The 18586-nt window shown below is 40.2% G+C and carries 18 protein-coding genes; 16 read left to right on the top strand and 2 right to left on the bottom strand.

The window, feature by feature from the left end:
- Positions 1–6 precede the first annotated feature (6 nt).
- Both ACQKEZ_RS18325 and ACQKEZ_RS18320 read left to right on the top strand, forming a co-directional pair.
- The gene (locus ACQKEZ_RS18325; RefSeq protein ID WP_427303321.1) at positions 7–705 is read left to right on the top strand and encodes a Crp/Fnr family transcriptional regulator; all 699 of its coding nucleotides are present in this window, start codon (positions 7–9) and stop codon (positions 703–705) included.
- Between the two features lie 21 nt (positions 706–726).
- Positions 727–1191, top strand: coding sequence for a DMT family transporter (locus ACQKEZ_RS18320; protein WP_427303265.1), 465 nt, complete (start codon positions 727–729; stop codon positions 1189–1191).
- An 11-nt stretch (positions 1192–1202) separates the two neighbouring features.
- Here the strand turns inward: ACQKEZ_RS18320 and ACQKEZ_RS18315 are convergent, their stop codons facing one another.
- The gene (locus ACQKEZ_RS18315; RefSeq protein ID WP_427303263.1) at positions 1203–2609 is read right to left on the bottom strand and encodes a phospholipase D-like domain-containing protein; all 1407 of its coding nucleotides are present in this window, start codon (positions 2607–2609) and stop codon (positions 1203–1205) included.
- A gap of 174 nt (positions 2610–2783) precedes the next feature.
- Between ACQKEZ_RS18315 and ACQKEZ_RS18310 the strand changes: the two genes are divergently transcribed.
- The 5 genes from ACQKEZ_RS18310 (at position 2784) to ACQKEZ_RS18290 (ending at position 7377) form a co-directional block, all read left to right on the top strand.
- The gene (locus ACQKEZ_RS18310; protein ID WP_427303261.1) at positions 2784–3560 is read left to right on the top strand and encodes a MurR/RpiR family transcriptional regulator; all 777 of its coding nucleotides are present in this window, start codon (positions 2784–2786) and stop codon (positions 3558–3560) included.
- A 130-nt stretch (positions 3561–3690) separates the two neighbouring features.
- The gene (gene pfkB, locus ACQKEZ_RS18305; RefSeq protein WP_427303259.1) at positions 3691–4605 is read left to right on the top strand and encodes a 1-phosphofructokinase; all 915 of its coding nucleotides are present in this window, start codon (positions 3691–3693) and stop codon (positions 4603–4605) included.
- A 13-nt stretch (positions 4606–4618) separates the two neighbouring features.
- Positions 4619–6028 carry a PTS fructose transporter subunit IIC gene (locus tag ACQKEZ_RS18300; RefSeq protein WP_427303257.1) on the top strand — a complete coding sequence of 470 codons (1410 nt, stop codon included), beginning with the start codon at positions 4619–4621 and terminating at the stop codon, positions 6026–6028.
- A 15-nt stretch (positions 6029–6043) separates the two neighbouring features.
- On the top strand, positions 6044–6502 hold the full coding sequence (locus ACQKEZ_RS18295; protein ID WP_427303255.1) for a PTS sugar transporter subunit IIA: 459 nt from the start codon (positions 6044–6046) through the stop codon (positions 6500–6502).
- Positions 6503–6504: 2 nt separating this feature from the next.
- On the top strand, positions 6505–7377 hold the full coding sequence (locus tag ACQKEZ_RS18290) for a class II fructose-bisphosphate aldolase (RefSeq protein WP_427303253.1): 873 nt from the start codon (positions 6505–6507) through the stop codon (positions 7375–7377).
- A gap of 36 nt (positions 7378–7413) precedes the next feature.
- Here ACQKEZ_RS18290 and ACQKEZ_RS18285 read toward each other — a convergent pair whose 3' ends face one another.
- Positions 7414–8937 carry an MDR family MFS transporter gene (locus ACQKEZ_RS18285; protein WP_427303251.1) on the bottom strand — a complete coding sequence of 508 codons (1524 nt, stop codon included), beginning with the start codon at positions 8935–8937 and terminating at the stop codon, positions 7414–7416.
- 114 nt (positions 8938–9051) lie between these two features.
- Here ACQKEZ_RS18285 and ACQKEZ_RS18280 point away from each other — a divergent pair, with 114 nt between their 5' ends.
- The 9 genes from ACQKEZ_RS18280 to ACQKEZ_RS18240 all read left to right on the top strand — a co-directional run bounded on the left by ACQKEZ_RS18280 (position 9052) and on the right by ACQKEZ_RS18240 (position 18565).
- Complete coding sequence (locus ACQKEZ_RS18280) at positions 9052–9522, top strand: MarR family winged helix-turn-helix transcriptional regulator (RefSeq protein WP_427303249.1); 471 nt, start codon at positions 9052–9054, stop codon at positions 9520–9522.
- 149 nt (positions 9523–9671) lie between these two features.
- Positions 9672–11750, top strand: coding sequence for a BglG family transcription antiterminator (locus ACQKEZ_RS18275; RefSeq protein ID WP_427303247.1), 2079 nt, complete (start codon positions 9672–9674; stop codon positions 11748–11750).
- A 13-nt stretch (positions 11751–11763) separates the two neighbouring features.
- Positions 11764–12030 (top strand): PTS sugar transporter subunit IIB, encoded by a 267-nt coding sequence (locus ACQKEZ_RS18270; protein WP_427303245.1) that lies wholly within the window; start codon positions 11764–11766, stop codon positions 12028–12030.
- A 25-nt stretch (positions 12031–12055) separates the two neighbouring features.
- Complete coding sequence (locus ACQKEZ_RS18265; RefSeq protein WP_427303243.1) at positions 12056–13318, top strand: PTS ascorbate transporter subunit IIC; 1263 nt, start codon at positions 12056–12058, stop codon at positions 13316–13318.
- Positions 13319–13334: 16 nt separating this feature from the next.
- Complete coding sequence (alsE, locus tag ACQKEZ_RS18260; RefSeq protein WP_427303319.1) at positions 13335–14033, top strand: D-allulose 6-phosphate 3-epimerase; 699 nt, start codon at positions 13335–13337, stop codon at positions 14031–14033.
- 185 nt (positions 14034–14218) lie between these two features.
- A complete protein-coding gene (locus ACQKEZ_RS18255) occupies positions 14219–15256 on the top strand; it encodes a LacI family DNA-binding transcriptional regulator (RefSeq protein WP_427303241.1) in 1038 nt (345 codons plus the stop codon).
- Positions 15257–15500: 244 nt separating this feature from the next.
- Positions 15501–16757, top strand: a complete 1257-nt coding sequence (locus tag ACQKEZ_RS18250) for an ABC transporter substrate-binding protein (protein ID WP_427303317.1) — start codon at positions 15501–15503, stop codon at positions 16755–16757.
- A gap of 45 nt (positions 16758–16802) precedes the next feature.
- Positions 16803–17735, top strand: a complete 933-nt coding sequence (locus tag ACQKEZ_RS18245) for a carbohydrate ABC transporter permease (RefSeq protein WP_427303239.1) — start codon at positions 16803–16805, stop codon at positions 17733–17735.
- On the top strand, positions 17735–18565 hold the full coding sequence (locus ACQKEZ_RS18240) for a carbohydrate ABC transporter permease (RefSeq protein ID WP_427303237.1): 831 nt from the start codon (positions 17735–17737) through the stop codon (positions 18563–18565). The genes ACQKEZ_RS18245 and ACQKEZ_RS18240 overlap by 1 nt, the downstream gene beginning before the upstream one ends.
- The last annotated feature ends 21 nt before the right edge of the window (positions 18566–18586 follow it).

Raw genomic sequence — 18586 nt, 5'->3', positions numbered from 1 at the left:
ACCATGATGGACGAGCTTCATGATCCAAAGCTTTTTTCCTCTTATTTAAGAGACTTTCAATTAAATGACGTGTTTCATGGCCACATATTGACCCATTTATCACTTTGGCACTGCCAACAAGGGGAGGTCATTTGTTCAAAAGGAGATAATAGAAAATATCTCTATCTACTCGTAAAAGGAAAGTTGAAAATATTTACGACCACAAAAGAAGGGAAAACTTTTATTCTCTGCTTTAAAAATCCGCTAGAAGCGATCGGAGATATTGAGTACGTTCAAAAGACAGAAATGGTCAATACAGTAGAGGCTGTGACAGACGTTCACATGCTTCGTATTTCTCACGATGCACTTTCAGCACATGCAAGCGATGATCCTGCATTTTTAATGTTTTTACTAAAGGGCATAACAAATAAGTTTTACATCAAATCAAATGACTTAAGCTTTCATCTTTTATATCCTGTCGAGGTGAGACTCGCCAGTTATCTACTATCTGTCTTTTTTGACGAAAAGAACGTTTCTTATAAAATGACGACAAATACATTCCGTTTAACCGATGCAGCGAGTTTAATTGGCACGAGTTACCGTCATATCAATCGGGTCATTCAGCAGTTTTGTGATAAAGGTCTGATTGAACGAAAAAAAGGGGAGATCATAATTAAAGATCGGGAAGGGTTGATGCAAATTGCAGAACACAATATTTATGAATAATAAAAAAGAGGGGATTTGTGCATGATATTTGGCTTATTGTTAGCAACAGCAGCAGGAGCACTTGTCAGTTTACAAACGATCTTTAACAGTAAGGTGAATGAGCGGACAGGTTCATGGGCAACGACCACTCTCGTTCTTGGAATGGGCTTTCTTGCATCCTTCACCATGAGTTTACTGCTTGAAGGGGCGGATACCTTTCAAATCAGACATGTACAGGCATGGTACTGGGTAAGTGGCATCATTGGCGTTGGTGTTGTCATCTGTCTCGTTCAAGGCATCAAACGGCTTGGGCCGACTTTCGGCATATCAATCGTCCTGACATCCCAGCTTGGATTCGCTTTACTTTTCGACTCGTTTGGTTGGTTAGGTCTTGAGAAGGTACATTTTTCGTTGACGAAATTACTCGGCGTTCTCATTATTATTGTCGGCATCTTAGTCTTTAAATTAACGAAGATGGAAAGTGAAGAAAAGGCTACTAACACATAGACAGCCTTTTTTTAAATAAATCTTCGCCAAAGTACGGTGATCATCGATAACCCATTAAGAAGCACACGCTTTACATAAGGTTGCTTTTTTTGACCATATGCTTCATCGTTCATCTGTTTTCCGTCTTTTGCAACGAGATAGCTATAAGCCATTTTTCGTTCAATCGCATTTGTCAGCTCTAAAGCAAACGGTGCACTGTCAATCACTAAAATAGATTCCGTATTTAAAAAACTTGACCTAGCATCAAGATTATACGTGCCAATCACACTTAAGTAATCATCAATGACCATCGATTTTGCATGAATGGAGTACCGGCCTTCATATTCATATAAGTGCACACCTGTTTCAATCAGCTCACGTTTTGTACTCAAATATCCCGCAAATGCTAGTGGATTAGGAGTGGAGATTAAAGAATTGGTGACAATGGTCGTTTGAATTTTTTTAGATAGCGGTGTGACATCACCCTTCATCGGCCTTGTTGGAATCACATAAGGCGTTTGAATGAGCAGTGATCGTTTGGATCTGTGTGCCAACTCATTCAACTTCTTTAAAACCACCGGTCGTTTATTAAAGCGTTCGATTGGATTCGTAAAAAACGAGATTTGCCTCACATTTATTGTATCTTCAGACCAGCGAAATCTTGGACACGTAAAAGCTTCACGAGTTCGTATTGCCTCTTCATAAGAACGAATCAAGGTTGCATTTAGTTTTTTTCCTTTCCTCGCTTTTTGTTTCGAGAGCACATCTTTTGTTTTTTGTGTGAATGGATGTTTCCATAAATAAACAAAATATTGTTCCATCTCATCTAAAACTTTTCCTTTTTTAGGATTGTACAGAAAAATATCTCGATCATAGGCAAAATCCTTCGGAGGTTTGTCTGCAAAATACTTATCTCCAATGTTACGTCCGCCCATGACTGCAAATTTGCCATCTGTGATGATTAGCTTATCGTGAAGGCGATTGTGCCATGTCCATGGTTTTAAAAAACGAAACGGTTCATAAAACCTAATCGCCATATTTGGATGAAGGGCAACCGCATAACGTAAATCACGTAAAGGTCCTCGTAAGCTATGGCAAATTCCATCTAATAAAATTTGCACTTTCACCCCGCGATCTGCGGCTTGAAATAATGCGCCTAACATCCATTCAGCCGTTTTTCCTTTTTGAATGGAGTAATAGCTTAAACGAATCATTTTTTGTGCTTCTTGAATCATTTGCATACGCACTTGCCCTGATTCAAAACCATCATCTAGCAAAAGCACTTTGTTCATTCCTTGGTCTTCTCCAGAAATAGATGAGGCTTTATAAATACATTGTTCCTTGCATTTTTTTCCAATGGGCAAATAAAATAGGACAACTGCTGTAAGTACGGCATACATCACATAAAGTAACAACAGGAAAACAATGAGATGAAGCATTCTGTAAGCTCCCTTCCAAGCATTGGTTTACTTTATCTTATGTCAAAATAAAAATTTCACTCATAAAACAGGAGAATGTCATACCATCATAAATTTCATAAATACAGGACGAAAGAATCACCTTGTTTTTATGAGCCATTTAATTATAGTATGAAACAAAGAGGGGGAATCAATTTGAATGAACCGCTATTTAACATTCCAAGTGATGTATATCAATCATTAAGTGAAACAGAACGATATTTACTCAACTATATCCATCAGCATTTAGAGGACATCTCCACCTTATCAATCGTCACATTAAGCGAACGAGCAAATGTTTCAACAGCCACAATTGTCAGGTTGATGAAAAAGATCGGATACAATGGCTATACATCGTTCAAATATCGCTTAAAGCAAGAAAAGAAAATGGTCGATTATAGCGATCAATTGCAAAACATTGATGAAGACATTAAACAAGCCATCCGAAAAAATGAAGAAGAGGTTCTAAAAACAATACAACTGCAAAGTATCGGTCAAATTGAAGATGCCGTTCAAAAAATACATGACGCAGATAAGATTTATATTTTTGGCAGGGGCTTCTCAGAGATGATTGCAAAAGAAATGACCATTAAATTACAGCTCATTGGAAAAACGTGTGAAGTCCATGACGATCCCAACATCATTCGACTAAAATCTCGTGAAATAGGTAAAAATGAGCTAGCCATCTTTGTTTCATTAAATGGCGAAACAGCGGAACTCGTAGAAGCTTGCCAAAATTTGAGTATGAAACAAGTCAGTACAATTACAATTACAACAAGAATTGATTCATCATTAAGTAAACGCTCCGATATGACGTTAGTCGGGTATAAAGGAGAACAATCCTTCTTCCCAGAATACGAAGTAAGATCCCGCCTTTCACTTCATGTCATTGCTCGTATTTTGCTAGATGCCTACGTCATTCGAATGAAATAATTTCATGCTGAAGCCTTCCAGTCTATCTATTGGAAGGCTTTTTTGATGAAAACCTTTACACAATCTGAAAACATTTTACCTGATTCGTATGAGATACTTTCTATAGAGAAAAGAAAGTAGGTGAAACCAATTGATCTATACTTGCACCTTAAATCCTGCTATAGACCTATATATTGCTGTGAAAGAGATGCGGGCGAATACCGTAAACCGCACAGAGGATGAAGATTATCAGCCAAACGGGAAAGGCGTCAATGTCTCGATTATGCTAAAAAAATATGGCTTTGATAGTACCGCACTTGGATTTATTGCTGGGTTTTCTGGTTCTTATATTGAGCAATCCCTAAAAGACCTTGCCATTCATACAGATTTCATCCCAGTAAACGGAATCACACGCATTAATGTATTCATTAATACAACAGAGGAATACAAGTTAGTCAATCAAGGACCTGCAATTAAAGAGGATGTGCTTCAGGCATTCCGGCAAAAAATTAATGCGATTCCGGCAGATGGAATCTTGATTATGTCCGGGAGTCTGCCAAGAGGTGTACCTACTAGCATTTTTGCTGAAGTGGCTGCTATTTGTCACAACAACAACGTCAAGTTTATTTTAGATACTAGCTCAGAAGCAGTTCTCGATACACTTGCGTACAAGCCATATTTATTAAAACCAAATGAAGAAGAAATCGCCGCCTTCTTTGGTAAAACACATCCTTTATCAGAAAAAGAGTTAATTCACTCTGGACAAAAGCTGGTGCAAATGGGGGCAAAGCAAGTACTCATTTCTCGTGGAGAGCAAGGGGCGATGTTGATTACAGCTCAATCCGTTCTAAAAGGTAATGCACCGTCAGGGACGGTTGTGAATACAGCTTGTTCTGGAGATGCAATGCTTGCAGCGTTTATCAGTAAACAGCTTGAGGGAGAAAATGCCGAAAATTGTTTACGCTACGGCATTGCAACTGGGGCATCAACTGCATTTTCTAAAGGCTTAAGCGATTTAAAAGACATCAAGCAACTGATCAATCAAATACACATTGATACGATATAAGGGGGATCTAGAGATGAGTCGTAAAAAAATAGTAGCCGCAACTGGTTGTCCAACCGGCATTGCTCATACATTTATGGCAGCAGAGGCATTAAAAATAGCTGCTGAAAAATTAGGTGTTGATATAAAAGTAGAAACGCATGGTCAGGTAGGAATTGAAAACGCTTTAACAAATGAGGATATTATGAATGCAGATGGTGTCATCGTCGCAGCTGATAAGGATGTTCAAACAGAGCGTTTTCACGGAAAACCATTGATTGAAGTACCCGTTTCAAAAGGAATTAGAACACCCGATGAACTGATCCAAACTATTTTAAACGGTCATGCTCCTATTCACCAAGTAAAAGGAAAATCAGCTGTTAAGGATGCGGAACAAGCGCCATCTCAAGCAACTCAGCCAAATAAATGGATTCATACAATTTATAAGCACTTGATGAATGGTGTATCACATATGTTGCCATTTGTTGTGGGTGGCGGGGTTCTGATTGCGATTTCCTTCCTATTTGGAATCTATTCAGCTGACCCTGAACATGAAACCTATAATGCTTTTGCTGCCTTTTTGAAAAATATCGGGGCGTTAGGCTTTAGCTTAATGGTTCCAATTCTAGCAGCGTTTATAGCTGATTCCATTGCGAAACGGCCGGGCCTAGTCGTAGGGTTTATCGGTGGATTGCTTGCAAACGATGGTGGAGCAGGATTTTTAGGAGGCATCCTCGCTGGTTTTGCGGCAGGATATATCATCCTTTTGCTTCAATTGATCCTGCAAAAATTACCTGCATCACTTGATGGATTAAAGTCCATTTTCATCTATCCAGTTTTCGGAATTTTCTTGATAGGTGCAGTCATGACACCACTTGTAGTACCAATAACAGGTTTAAATAATTCATTAATGGATTTTCTCTCTTCAGTTCAATCAACTAGTCCGCTGCTCTTAGGGCTCATTGTTGGGGCAATGTGCGGATTTGATATGGGTGGTCCTTTTAATAAAGCAGCATATGTGACAGGTACTGCTTTACTAGCAGAAGGAAATCTTTATTTCATGGCTGGTGTATCAGCAGCATGTATTACACCTCCCTTAATTATTGCGATTGCGACAACCATTTTCCGTAAATATTTCACGCCTCAGGAACGAAATGCAGGTGCGATTAACTACATTTTAGGTGCAACACACATTACAGAAGGGGCGATTCCATTTGCTGCAAAGAATCCAGTCGTTGTTTTACCGATTATCATGTTCGGTTCAGCCATCTCTGCGATTCTGACTTATATGTTTGGCGTTCAAGTTCCAGCACCACATGGCGGATTCCTCGTTCTTCCAGTCGTAACAGGAGCATTTCAATGGGTGTTATCCATCCTTATTGGTTCAGTGACTGGCGCTATTTTATACGGACTATATCGCAAAAAATCAGCCGAAACCGCAATCTAACAGGGGGAATGACAATTGATTAAACATATCTATATGAACCTTAATGAAACAGCGTCATCACAAGCAGGCGTTTTTGCCGCCATCTCTGACATTGCACATCAAGCAGGCATTTGTACATCACCAAGTGATGTCAGTCAAGGATTAGCTGAAAGAGAATCCCTAAGCACAACTGGCTTTCAGGATGGATTTGCGATTCCGCATACACAGACAGATGCCATTACAAAGCCAGCGCTTGTCATCATTCGCACAGAAACGGGAATTGAATGGGATGCTTTTGATGGAAAGCCTTGCTTTTTCTTCTTATCTTTACTTATTCCAAAAAATGAGGCTGGCACAACTCATTTACAAGCACTCTCTACACTTTCAAGAGGATTAATGGATGAAGCGAAACGACAAAAGCTCCTTGAAGCACGAACAAATGAAGAGATGCTAGCTGTACTGACAAATGAAATTTTTAGCAGAGAGGATGTTTAAACATGGCTTTACTTTCAACAACACCGATGCTTCAAGTCGCAAAAGAAGAAAAATACGGAATTGTCGCATTTAATGTGCACTCCTTTGATAGCATCTATTGGGTGCTCGAAGCAGCGGCTGAACTGAAGTCGCCTGTTATTTTACAAACAACGGTTGGAACGGTTCACTCTCTTGGGGCCAAAGCCATAGCAGATACAGTAAAAGCAGCAGCAGATCAATACCAAATTCCAATCGGACTTCATCTTGACCATTGCACTGACTTTGATGTCATTCTCACTTGTATTAGAGCTGGTTATACATCAGTAATGATTGATGCGTCAATGCATTCGTATGAAGAAAATGTGCGCAGAACAAAAGAAGTAGTCGATCTCGCATTAAAAATAGGAGTGAATGTAGAGGCTGAATTAGGAAAGGTTGGCGGAGTAGAAGACGACATTGTTGTTGACGAAAAGGATGCCCAAAAAGCCATTCCAGCAGAATGCCGTCAATTTGTAGAAGAAACAGGCGTTCCAACATTAGCACCAGCAATCGGAACAGCCCACGGCATATATAAAGGGGTACCAGATATTGATTTTGAACGTATCGAACAAATTGCCAATCTCGTTGACGTTCCACTTGTACTTCATGGTGGATCAGCCGTACCTGATCAGGATGTAAAGAGATGTGTAGCACTTGGTATGGCAAAGGTAAATGTCTCAACTGAATTGAAAAATGCCTATTCAGAAGCCATTCGTGATCATTTTTCTGACGAACCAGAAAGCTTGGATCCGCGCATGTACTTACAGAAAGCAAAGAAAGCAGCAAAGGACATGGTCAAATCCAAAATCCGTATGGTTGGCAGTGAAGGAAAGGCCAACGTTTTATATCAATTATAAACAAAAAAGCAGAGCCACTTATCGCTCTGCTTTCTTTTATTGTTCCTTTTCTTTTGTTTCATGTGACATGCGAACACGAGCATTGCCCATAAATAAAACAGTGATCGCTGCTAGGACAATTGGAAATAGTGCAAGCATAAACACATACGTAATACTTTGAGACATGGCATCAATGATCTTAGTTAAGATGTCATGTGGAATTTGAGCCCTCGCTCCTGCTTGGAAAATTTCCTGAGGATTACCGAGCTGATTAGCAGCACCTTTCATACCACTAAAAGCATCTTCTAAACGGTTTGAGAGAACATTCGTTTGAATCGTTCCAAATATGGTCACGCCAAGCGTCATCCCAAGTGATCTCATAAATGAATTCGTTGAGTTGGCACTCCCGCGAAATCGAGGTTCCAAATCGTTCATAGAAGCTGATGGCAGAAGTGAGAAGCTAAAGCCAACACCAAAGCCAGTTACCATCATAAATAAGGTCAGCCACATTCTTTTTGTTTCAGGTGTCATATTAGCAAGTAGTAGCATGCCAACAAAGAAGGAGATGACCGAAATGATCATTAAGCGACGGAATGGGACTTTTGTTTGCATCGTCCCGCCAATCATACTTCCAATCACAGAACCAATCATCATCGGTGTTAGAATAAACCCAGCACTTGTTGCTGACTCTCCGTACACTGCTTGCACAAAAATCGGAATAAATACAGCTAAAATAATGAAAGTACCGCCATATAAAAACGCTAAAATTTGTGATGTAGCAAATAGACGATTTTTAAACATCCAAAATGAAATAATCGGCTCTTCAGCTTTTCGTTCAACGATGAAAAAGACAACTGAAAAAACGAGAAACACAACAAATAGTGTGATGATTTGAACAGAATCCCATGCATATGACTTGCCACCAAGCTCAAGAGCAAACATTAAACTGACAACAGCCACAACGAGCGTAATCGCTCCTGACCAATCAATTTTCTTCTTGCTATGCTCAGCAGACTCTCGGTAATAGCGGGCAATGAAAAAGATTGCAAAGGCACCGATTGGCACATTAATATAAAATACCCAATGCCACCCGATTGAATCAGTGATAAGAGCACCTAACAAAGGACCAAGTACACTTGATAACCCGAAAACAGCACCAAACATACCTGACATCTTTCCTCGTTTTTCAGGTGGGAAAATATCGAAAATAATCGTAAATGCAATCGGCAGAAGTGCGCCGCCACCTAAACCTTGAATTGCTCGATAAATAATGAGCTGATCCATCGTTTGTGCAATTCCGCAAAGAGCAGAACCAAATAAAAAGAAAATAAGTCCAAACAGAAAAAAACGCTTTCGACCATACATATCAGAAAGCTTCCCATAAATCGGCATACCTGCCATAACAGCGACCATATAAGAAGCGGTCACCCATGCAAACTTATCAAAGCTTCCTAAGTCCGCAACAATGCTTCCCATCGCTGTTGCCACAATTGTGTTATCCATTGCTGCCATGAAAATACCTAAAAGTAGTCCGATGACAACAAAGCGAGTCGACACATGGCTTTTGTCCACGTGGTTCATTCATTTACCTCCTACTTACGTTCTCTCCTTATTTTTGCTATGATCAAAAGATTAGGTAAGAGAACATTTATCTTGATGATCAAGATAAATAGATTTTAAAGGGAGGACAATGAGTTGTCAACAAGCAATACAAGAAATGAAAGCGATGACCTAATCATACATACCCTTCGTCGACTGGCGACACGGACAGTCCTATTTCATCAGGTAGCCGCACAGTCACTCGGCCTTTTTCCAACAGATTTAAAATCAGCCGATCTCTTAAATGAGTTAGGCCCTATGACAGCAGGAGAGCTCAGTGAAAAGACAGGTTTAAGTACTGGATCAGTAACAGCACTCATTGATCGTCTAGAAAAGGCAGGCTATGCGAAAAGGGAAAAAGATCCGCAAGACGGAAGACGGGTCATCATCGTCCCGCTTACGAATGGAAAAACACAAGTGAAGCAATTGTTCCAATCATTATCTGCTTCTACTATTACGCTATCAAAAAAATATGACAAAGAAGAGCTAGAGCGCACGATCGATTTCATTTCAAAAACGGCTGATTTAATGGATCAAGAACTTAAAGCACTGAAATCAAACATGTAAAAGCACAGCCATTATGGTGTGCTTTTTATTTGTGCAACACAGACCTTGCCTGCCCAACCTTTGCACGAGAACCTCTGCATACATTTGTACTTCTTTAGTACCGATTCTTCTATTAGACTGAAATTCAAGGAGAGAAAGGAGGGATTTAGATGTTTCTAACAAAGCGGGGCACGAACCTACTCATGATGCTTCTTTATACGCCGTCTCGTCTTTCAATGGAGGACATGCAAAATGCACTAAATGTATCTACCCGCACGATCTATTATGAGATTAACCGAATAAACGACTGGCTTAAAAGCAACAAGCATAGCTTGATACAGCGTGAGCATCGCAGCGGATATTATGTAAAGCCCGACGAAAAAGAAGCCATTAAAAAAAATGCAGAGACACTTCATGTAGGTGAAAGCTATGAACTTTGTATGGAGGAGCGGAGAGCCCTGCTGATCCTGTCAATCGCATGCCACTCAAAACCGTTGTTTGTAGAAGATTTGAGCTCGTTCGCAAAAGTCAGCCGAAACACGATCCTTGATGACATCAAACAATTAAAACAAGCGCTTTCCAGTCAGCAAATCATGCTTCATTTTAACGTGACATCCGGTTATTTTTTATCCGGTGCTGAAATGAGCATTCGACATGCGCTCAGATCCTATATTCATCGCATTCGGCCGATACTCGTAAATAAAGAAAAGATATCGCTTTCAACATGGATAGATGGACCAATCTCACGTAAACGAATGAGAGCACTCCTTATACAATGCGAGCTTGAGTTAGAAATAGAATTTGCGGATGACATGCTAGAACAATTATCTTTGGATCTTTTTTTCTACTTAAAACGGATCAAATTAGGAAAAGATGCAGACATGAGCGCAGAAGAAAAAAGCACGCTACAAGAAACAAGGGAATTCTTTGCCGCCATTCGCTTCATGACGCGGGTACAAGAGGAAAGCGGTCTACGAGTAAAAGATGATGAAGTTTATTTCCTTAGCACACTCTTTCTCAGTGCAAAAAAACAAAAGCTCACACAACCAAAAAGTGATCAAGAACATCATCTCATCCGCTCCATTGCCAGAAAAATGATATTTGACTTTCAGCGCTATGCGTGCATTTCTTTTCAGGAACAAAGTGAATTAGAACGAAATTTAATGATGCACCTTAAGCCCGCCTACTATCGAATGAAATACAAGATCAAGGTTATCAATGAATTAACCGATTCGGTCAGAAACGCGCAACCAGAAGTCTTCGGGATGACAAAAAAAGTGGCAATCCACCTAGAACAAGCCACTTGCGGAATAGCCAGTGACCATGAAATTGCCTACCTCGCCATGCACTTTGGTGGCTGGATGAGAAGAGAAGGCATTTCTACGATGAAAAGACAATCTGTCATCATCGTTTGTGCAGAAGGAATTGGCACAAGCCATATGCTCAAAACGCAGTTACTCGATTTAATTGCTTACATTGAGATTCGCGGCATGATTTCAAAGCGCGAATACGAATGTTTACAAACAATTGACGCAGATTTCATTGTCTCGACAACACCCATTTCATCAAAGGGAAAACCAGTACATATCGTTCATCCCATTTTAACGCCATATGAAAAAAAGACACTTCTGCGTTATGGCGAAGGCGGTGATTTCTCCTCAGATGAACACATGTTAGAAGACATTCTCACAGCCATTCACAAGCATACAATCGTGCAAAATGAACAGGCACTGCTTCAAGACATCAAGGAGCTTCTTCAGCCATCTTTTGCATCAAGACAGAAAGGGTGGAAACCAGTGTTAAATGATTTATTAAAAAGAGAAACGATACAACTCAAACAAACAGCGCAAACATGGCAAGATGCCATCACGAAAGCAGCACAGCCATTACTAAGCAATCATTCGATTGAAGAGACGTATATTGATGCCATGATTCAATCTGTTCATCAAAATGGACCATACATTGTCATTGCACCCGAGGTTGCGATTCCGCATGCCAGACCAGAAGATGGGGTCAATACTTTGGGAATGTCATTGATGTCGTTAAAAGAACCTGTCTACTTTTCAGAAAAAGAGGAAAAGCCGGTACGCCTCATCATTGTGCTTGCGGCAATTGACAGTGTGACCCATTTAAAGGCACTTCAGCAACTAACGACGCTGCTTAGTGACCAGAAACACATTGAACAATTAAGTACAACGAATCGCTTGACTGACGTACAATCACTCATTCAGCACTTTTCAACCATTTAAGGAGGAAGATCAAATGAAAAAAATACTTGTCGTATGTGGAAATGGATTAGGAAGCAGTTTTATCGTTGAAATGAATGTCAAAAAAGCATTAGAAGAGCTAGGACTCTCTGCGGATGTAGACCACACTGATCTCAGCACAGGCAAAAGTCAGTCCGCTGATTTGTATTTAGGAGCAAAGGATATTATTGATCAGCTAGATGATGGAACAAGAAATGTAGTTGGACTAAACAACCTACTGGATCAAGAAGCGATTAAAGCCATTCTTCGCGAGCATATATAGACCATTTACAAGGGGGAAGAGAAGCATGATTGAGCTTATCATGAACGATATTTTAGGAACACCAGCCATCCTCATCGGCTTATTTGCACTACTTGGTCTACTTTTACAAAAAAAATCAGCGACAGACACCATATCAGGCACATTAAAAACTACCATGGGCTTTTTAATCCTCGGTGCCGGGGCTGCCGTTGTATCTGATTCACTTGGCATCTTTCGGAAAATGTTTGAAGCGGCATTTCAAATTCAAGGTGTTGTCCCAAATACAGATGCGATGGCTGCAATTGCACAAAAAGAATTTGGAACTCAAACAGCACTGATCATGATTTTTGGCATGATCGTCAATCTTCTACTTGCAAGATTCACACCGTTCAAGTATGTCTTTTTAACAGGTCACCACACGCTTTACATGGCGGCTATGCTTGCTGTCGTCTTATCGACAGCTGGTGTCAATGGTTCGCTTCTCGTCATCATCGGCTCGATCATTTTAGGGACTGCAATGGTCATTGCACCAGCAATTCTTCAACCGTTTACACGAAAGGTTACCGGAAACGATGATCTCGCTCTCGGCCATTTCAGTACATTTGGTTATTTTACAGCTGGTTTGATTGGAAAACTTGTTGGTAACCCTGAGAAGTCCACTGAAACGATTCGCATCCCAAAATCGTTAGGCTTTCTTCGAGATACATCAGTCGCCATTTCCATCACAATGGCATTACTATTCTTTGCGATCGCTCCATTTGCAGGTCGTTCATATATTGAGGATTTAAGTGGGGGAACAAACTTTGCTGTCTTTATCCTCATTCAAGCGATCACATTTGCAGCGGGAGTCTACATTATTTTAGCTGGAGTACGTATGGCCATTGGAGAAATTGTTCCAGCTTTTAAAGGGATTGCCGATCGTTTCGTCAAAGGGGCAAAGCCAGCACTTGATGCTCCAACTGTGTTCCCATTTGCACCTAATGCCGTCATCATTGGCTTTTTATGTAGTTTTGCAGGAGGAGTTCTATCTATCTTTCTACTTCCGCTATTTGGTTTAACTGTTATCGTTCCAGGACTTGTTCCGCATTTTTTCTGTGGGGCGACAGCCGGGGTATACGGAAATGCAACAGGTGGCTTAAAAGGAGCTGTCCTCGGATCTTTTGTCAACGGCTTACTCCTGTCATTTTTACCTGCATTTTTACTACCGGTTCTTGGTTCATTAGGGTTTGAAGGTACAACGTTTGGTGATACGGATTTTGGTATTATTGGTATTCTCATTGGCTTCATCAAACTAATTTTAGGACATTAAAGGAGGCGATCAGTTGATGAAGCCAGCATTCTCACCATCACTGATGTGCATGGATTTAACAAGGTTTCGTGAGCAAATCGAAGCATTAAACAAGCGTGCCGATATGTATCATGTCGACATTATGGATGGGCACTATGTTAAAAACATAACGTTATCACCATTTTTTATCGAACAGCTTCGTAAAATAACGACGCTACCTATTGATGTTCATATTATGGCAGAAAAACCAAATGATTTTCTTATAGATGCATGTATTGATGCAGGTGCCTCGATCATCAGCCTGCACCCAGAAGTCGTCCAATCAGAGGTATTTCGCACGATTCGGCATATTCATGAGCGAAATTGTCAGGTCGGATTTGTCTTAAATCCTGCCACACCCTTACAAATCCTTGAACCATTTATTCACCTAATTGATAAGGTAACCATTATGACAATTGATCCTGGCTTTGCAGGGCAGCCATTTTTAACTGAAATGCTAGGTAAAATCAAAGAAGCAAAACAGCTAAAACAAAAAGGCGGGTACACATTTTCCATTGAAGTGGATGGCTCTTGTAATGAAAAGACCTTTCGCTTGCTTGCTGAAGCAGGTAATGAAATCTTTATCGTTGGCACCTCAGGCTTATTCGGTTTAAATGAAGAGATTCACATTGCATGGGAAAACATGCAAAACATTTTCCTTGAACAAACCAAAACAACTCAATTTACACATGAGTGAGGGGATGGGACACCATCCTCTTTTTTAGTAAATTTACTAAAAATACCGATATTCAATTAAAAGATGCTCATAAACTCATCAAAAATAAGAAAGAAGATATTGAAAGCGCTTTATTTATGTGGTAATCTTCAAATAGATTTAGTAAATATTTAGTCAAAATAGTTGAAGCCATGAGGAGTTTACCTATGACGACATTAAAAGATATCGCTCTTTACGCAAATGTATCCGTTTCCACTGTGTCTCGCGTCTTAAATCACGATCACACTCTTTCTGTATCAGAAATGACGAGAGAAAAGATTTTAGACATTGCAAAAGAGATGAATTATACGCCAGTAAGAGCAAGAAAACCTGATAAAAATGAAGCAAAGAAAACCAATCGTGATTCACCTATCATTGGAATCGTTGTTGCTCAGTCGATTGAAGAAGAACTGAATGACCCATTTTTCTCATCCATCCGGCAAGGCATTGAGAAAGAGTGTGCTAGGCGAGGCATTTCCACCATCAACACATTTCGCCTAAGAAGTATGGATCACAGGCAGATACTAAAAGGAATGGACGGACTCCTTGTCATCGGAAGAATTAGTCCAGAAACCGTTGAAAAGATGACAGATCATATGGAGCATATTGTGTTTATCAATCATCATGCAGATGAAGATTTATATGATAGCGTTCATTTAGATTTTGTTAAAGCGGTAAATCGGGCGATCGATCATTTGTTTGCACTTGGCTACGAGCATATTGGCTATATTGGTGGGAAAGAGCGAGAGCATTTTTTTGAGGGTAAATCGGTCATTGAAGATGAAAGGCAAACGACATTTGTAAAACGAATGCAGGAAAAAGGGACGTTTAAAGCTGACGATGTGCATATTGGTGAATATTCGATGCAACAAGGCTATGAACTCATGCATCATGCGATGAAAAAGGGAGATTTGCCTGGAGCGTTTTTTATCGCGAGTGATTCAATGGCAATTGGCGCTATGCGTGCCCTTCACGAAGCAGGACTTCACGTTCCACAAGATGTATCCATTGTTAGCTTTAACGACATTGATGCAGCGTCCTTTTCAAGCCCGCCATTAACAACTGTAAAAGTTCACACAGAGCAGATGGGAGAGGTAGGACTCAACCTATTATTGGAGCGGGTCACCGGGAGAAAGCTTCCATTAAAAGTGATCGTCCCTACAAAACTCATTGAGAGAGAAAGTACATGTCCTAAGCACACTTAGGCGATGAAACAGGAAGGGAGGTGATACACTGTCTGCTGTCGGAAGAAGAAAAAGAGACAAAAAAGGAAACGGAAGATTGCTGAACATGATGGCTAGATCATGTTCAATTAGGCACCTTACCGAAACACTTTCTCATCTCTTTGAAAAGAATAGAATTCCAGTATAATGGACTTCTTTTGATTGTGCAACTGAATGAACGCCGCTTTATTTAGACTGAATTTTCAGTTATTAAAAGGAGGATATGATGAAAAAAACGACAGGTGTACTGTTTGTCGCTTTTGTCTTTATGATCGTACTAGCTGGCTGTGGCAACGGGGGAAGCTCTGACGCAAATGGTAAGGTCACACTTACACTGTTTTCAACGATGAGTAATAGTGGTGAAAAAAAGGCATTTGAAGAAGTGATCCATGATTTTGAGAAGGAGCATCAGCAAATTAAAATCGATGCGAACTTTCCAGGCAACAGTTATGAAGACATGTTGCGTGTCAAAATGGGCGCAAATGACATGCCTGACCTTTTCGACACACATGGCTGGGCAAAACTGCGCTATAGCGAGTATGTCGCTGATTTACAAGAGATGGACTGGATTAACAAGATGGATCCAGCGCTTGACAACATCTTAAAAGATGAAAGCGGCAAAGTCTATGCCTATCCACTTAATCAAGCAAAAGACGGAATTAGTTATAACGCAACAATGTTAAAGGAATATGGCATTGACATCCCTCGAACGCTAGATGAATTCAAACGTGCCCTTCAAGCTGTCAAGGAAAAAAGCAATGGAGAAGTGGTGCCGCTTTGGATACCAGGAGGGGATAATTCAAATATTGCACAAATATTCGATGAACTGGCAACACCATTATTGATTACTGATAAACAAAACAGTTATGGAAAAGCCCTTGAGAACGGAACATTTGATTGGTCAACATATACGCCACTTGCACAAACCATGAAAGAATTTAAAGACAATGACCTTTTAAACAAAGATGTGCTAACTGCTAAACTCTCTCAAGCGCCAGAACTCATGGCACAAAATAAAATCGCTTTTACTTTCGTCGGAGGCTCTCTTGGTCCTGAAACAACCACACTAAACCCATCAGTTAAAGTAGGAACAATGCCTGTCCCTTCCATCCATGAAGGAGGTCAACAAAGCTGGATTGGCGGTGAAAGATTTACAGTGGCTGCCTGGAAGGATTCAAAGCATCTAAAAGAAGCAAAGCAATTCATCGACTTTCTAGCACAGCCTAAAAATGCAAAGAAAATCGCAGAGGGCTCATCATCCGAAACGGCATTAAAGAACGTAAAAGCAACCAACTATTACTCCGAATTTTATCAAAATTATCAAGACATCAAAATCGAACCCTATTTTGATCGGAAATACTTACCTAGCGGAATGTGGGCAGTCATGTCAACAACAGGTCAAGAACTTTTAGCAGGCTCCATCACACCCGCACAGCTTTCAAAAAAGATGGAAGAGGAATACAACCGCCTTAGAAAACAGTAACGACAACACAACATCATACAGAAAGCTGAAACAGGAGTGAAGCCAATGAGTGAAGTAATCAAGAAAAAACAGGCTGCTGCATTCAAACCACTTCAGAAAACGAAAGGGAAAACAAAAAGAACCTCATCACTTTGGTGGATGTATGCACCGGCAGTATTGATTGTGACCGTTTTTATCATCTATCCCTTTTTGAATGGGATTCAACTTTCTTTTACGAATTGGAATGGGTTTTCACAATATTATAGCTGGATTGGTCTTGAGCAGTATAAACGACTTCTCAGTGATCCAACAACATGGCTAGTCGTAAAAAACACCTTGCTGTACGGAATTGGTAGTACGTTATTACAGAACATCATTGGGCTTTGCTATGCGCTGTTACTCAATCACAGCTTGAAAATGAGAACTATAACAAGAACAATTGTCTATTTACCTGTGATGATCAGCCCAATCGCAATGGGATACATTTGGTACTTTATCTTTGCCTATCAGGGTGGCGCGCTAAATGATATGTTCATGTTGTTAGGCTTTGATCAAATCAATGTACTTAGCAGCCCAAATATGAATTCGTGGATCATTGTCCTTGTCAATACGTATCAATTTGTCGGTATTGCGATGATCATTTATTTAGCTGGTTTACAAAGCATACCCAAAGATTATTATGAAGCAGCACAGCTAGATGGGGCTTCAGCACTTCAGCAATTTAAACAGATCACCTTGCCACTGCTCATGCCTTCTATCACAATTAATATTGTCCTCAATATCATTGGTGGCTTGAAACTATTTGATGTCATTATTGCATTGACAGGCGGTGGGCCAGGAGATGCTTCGCAATCAATGTCCACCTTTATGTATGATTTATATTTCAAACGACAAGATGCAGGCTATGCCGCCACTCAAGGCGTATTCATGGCACTGATTATTCTTGTCATTAGTGTGGCTGCGTTACTTTACTTCAAACGAAAGGAGACAGAAGTATAATGGAGGCCGCCTACAAACGGAAAAAGAGATGGTTATCCGCGCTTGCATTTTTGATCACACTGCTACATTTGGTTCCATTTTATATTTTAGTGACTACTTCACTGAAAGGCTTGGGAGATTTTAGTTCAAAATGGGTGTTTCCTCAAGCGCTACACTTTGAAAATTTTACCCTGGCTTGGACTGAAGCCAATTTAGGACAGTCATTTCTTAACACATTCATCATTACGAGTAGCTCAGCGATCCTACTCATTTTACTAGGATCACTTGCAGCCTATCCGCTTGCAAGAAGACAAACAAAACTGAATAAAAGCATCTACATTTTATTTATCGCGATCATGGTCATTCCACCTTTAACGGCACTTGTCCCACTCTATAAAATGGTCGTCAGTCTAGGGATGATGAATACATACCAAATTGCGATTTTAAATAATGTAGCTGCCTTTCTGCCACTTACCATTTTTTTATATGCTGGTTTTATCCGTTCAACCATTCCGAAAGAACTGGAAGAAGCTGCTCGAATTGATGGCGCAAGTACCTTAAAGGTCTTTTTCAGTGTTGTTTTCCCGCTTCTTAAGCCGATCACAGCATCTGTTTTAATTATTGCTTGTGTATATATTTGGAATGACTATCAATTTGCGATTTTCTTCCTACAAGATAAAGAAATGCATACACTAACGGTCGCACTGTCGAATTTCTTTGGCCAAAATCAACATCAACTACATCTAGTTGGCGCTGCCACAATCATTGCCATGCTGCCGATGGTCACGATGTTTTTACTATTGCAAAAATATTTTATTGCCGGCCTCGCTCAAGGCTCTGTCAAAGGATAAAAATCAATGGGTGTTGGAAAA

The organism is Bacillus sp. NPDC077027, assembly GCF_050269555.1.
Lineage (GTDB): Bacteria > Bacillota > Bacilli > Bacillales > Bacillaceae > Bacillus.
The sequence above is the reverse complement of the archived record's forward strand: the minus strand, read 5'-3'. Positions and strand labels throughout refer to the sequence as shown.

What these genes read in the sequence shown, in the direction of transcription:
- ACQKEZ_RS18325 (WP_427303321.1), top strand. Translation starts at nt 7, where the DNA reads ATGGACGAGCTTCATGATCCAAAGCTTTTTTCCTCTTATTTAAGAGAC.
- ACQKEZ_RS18320 (WP_427303265.1), top strand. Translation starts at nt 727, where the DNA reads ATGATATTTGGCTTATTGTTAGCAACAGCAGCAGGAGCACTTGTCAGT.
- ACQKEZ_RS18315 (WP_427303263.1), bottom strand. Translation starts at nt 2,609, where the DNA reads ATGCTTCATCTCATTGTTTTCCTGTTGTTACTTTATGTGATGTATGCC.
- ACQKEZ_RS18300 (WP_427303257.1), top strand. Translation starts at nt 4,619, where the DNA reads ATGAGTCGTAAAAAAATAGTAGCCGCAACTGGTTGTCCAACCGGCATT.
- ACQKEZ_RS18290 (WP_427303253.1), top strand. Translation starts at nt 6,505, where the DNA reads ATGGCTTTACTTTCAACAACACCGATGCTTCAAGTCGCAAAAGAAGAA.
- ACQKEZ_RS18285 (WP_427303251.1), bottom strand. Translation starts at nt 8,937, where the DNA reads ATGAACCACGTGGACAAAAGCCATGTGTCGACTCGCTTTGTTGTCATC.
- ACQKEZ_RS18275 (WP_427303247.1), top strand. Translation starts at nt 9,672, where the DNA reads ATGTTTCTAACAAAGCGGGGCACGAACCTACTCATGATGCTTCTTTAT.
- ACQKEZ_RS18270 (WP_427303245.1), top strand. Translation starts at nt 11,764, where the DNA reads ATGAAAAAAATACTTGTCGTATGTGGAAATGGATTAGGAAGCAGTTTT.
- ACQKEZ_RS18265 (WP_427303243.1), top strand. Translation starts at nt 12,056, where the DNA reads ATGATTGAGCTTATCATGAACGATATTTTAGGAACACCAGCCATCCTC.
- alsE (WP_427303319.1), top strand. Translation starts at nt 13,335, where the DNA reads ATGAAGCCAGCATTCTCACCATCACTGATGTGCATGGATTTAACAAGG.
- ACQKEZ_RS18255 (WP_427303241.1), top strand. Translation starts at nt 14,219, where the DNA reads ATGACGACATTAAAAGATATCGCTCTTTACGCAAATGTATCCGTTTCC.
- ACQKEZ_RS18250 (WP_427303317.1), top strand. Translation starts at nt 15,501, where the DNA reads ATGAAAAAAACGACAGGTGTACTGTTTGTCGCTTTTGTCTTTATGATC.
- ACQKEZ_RS18245 (WP_427303239.1), top strand. Translation starts at nt 16,803, where the DNA reads ATGAGTGAAGTAATCAAGAAAAAACAGGCTGCTGCATTCAAACCACTT.
- ACQKEZ_RS18240 (WP_427303237.1), top strand. Translation starts at nt 17,735, where the DNA reads ATGGAGGCCGCCTACAAACGGAAAAAGAGATGGTTATCCGCGCTTGCA.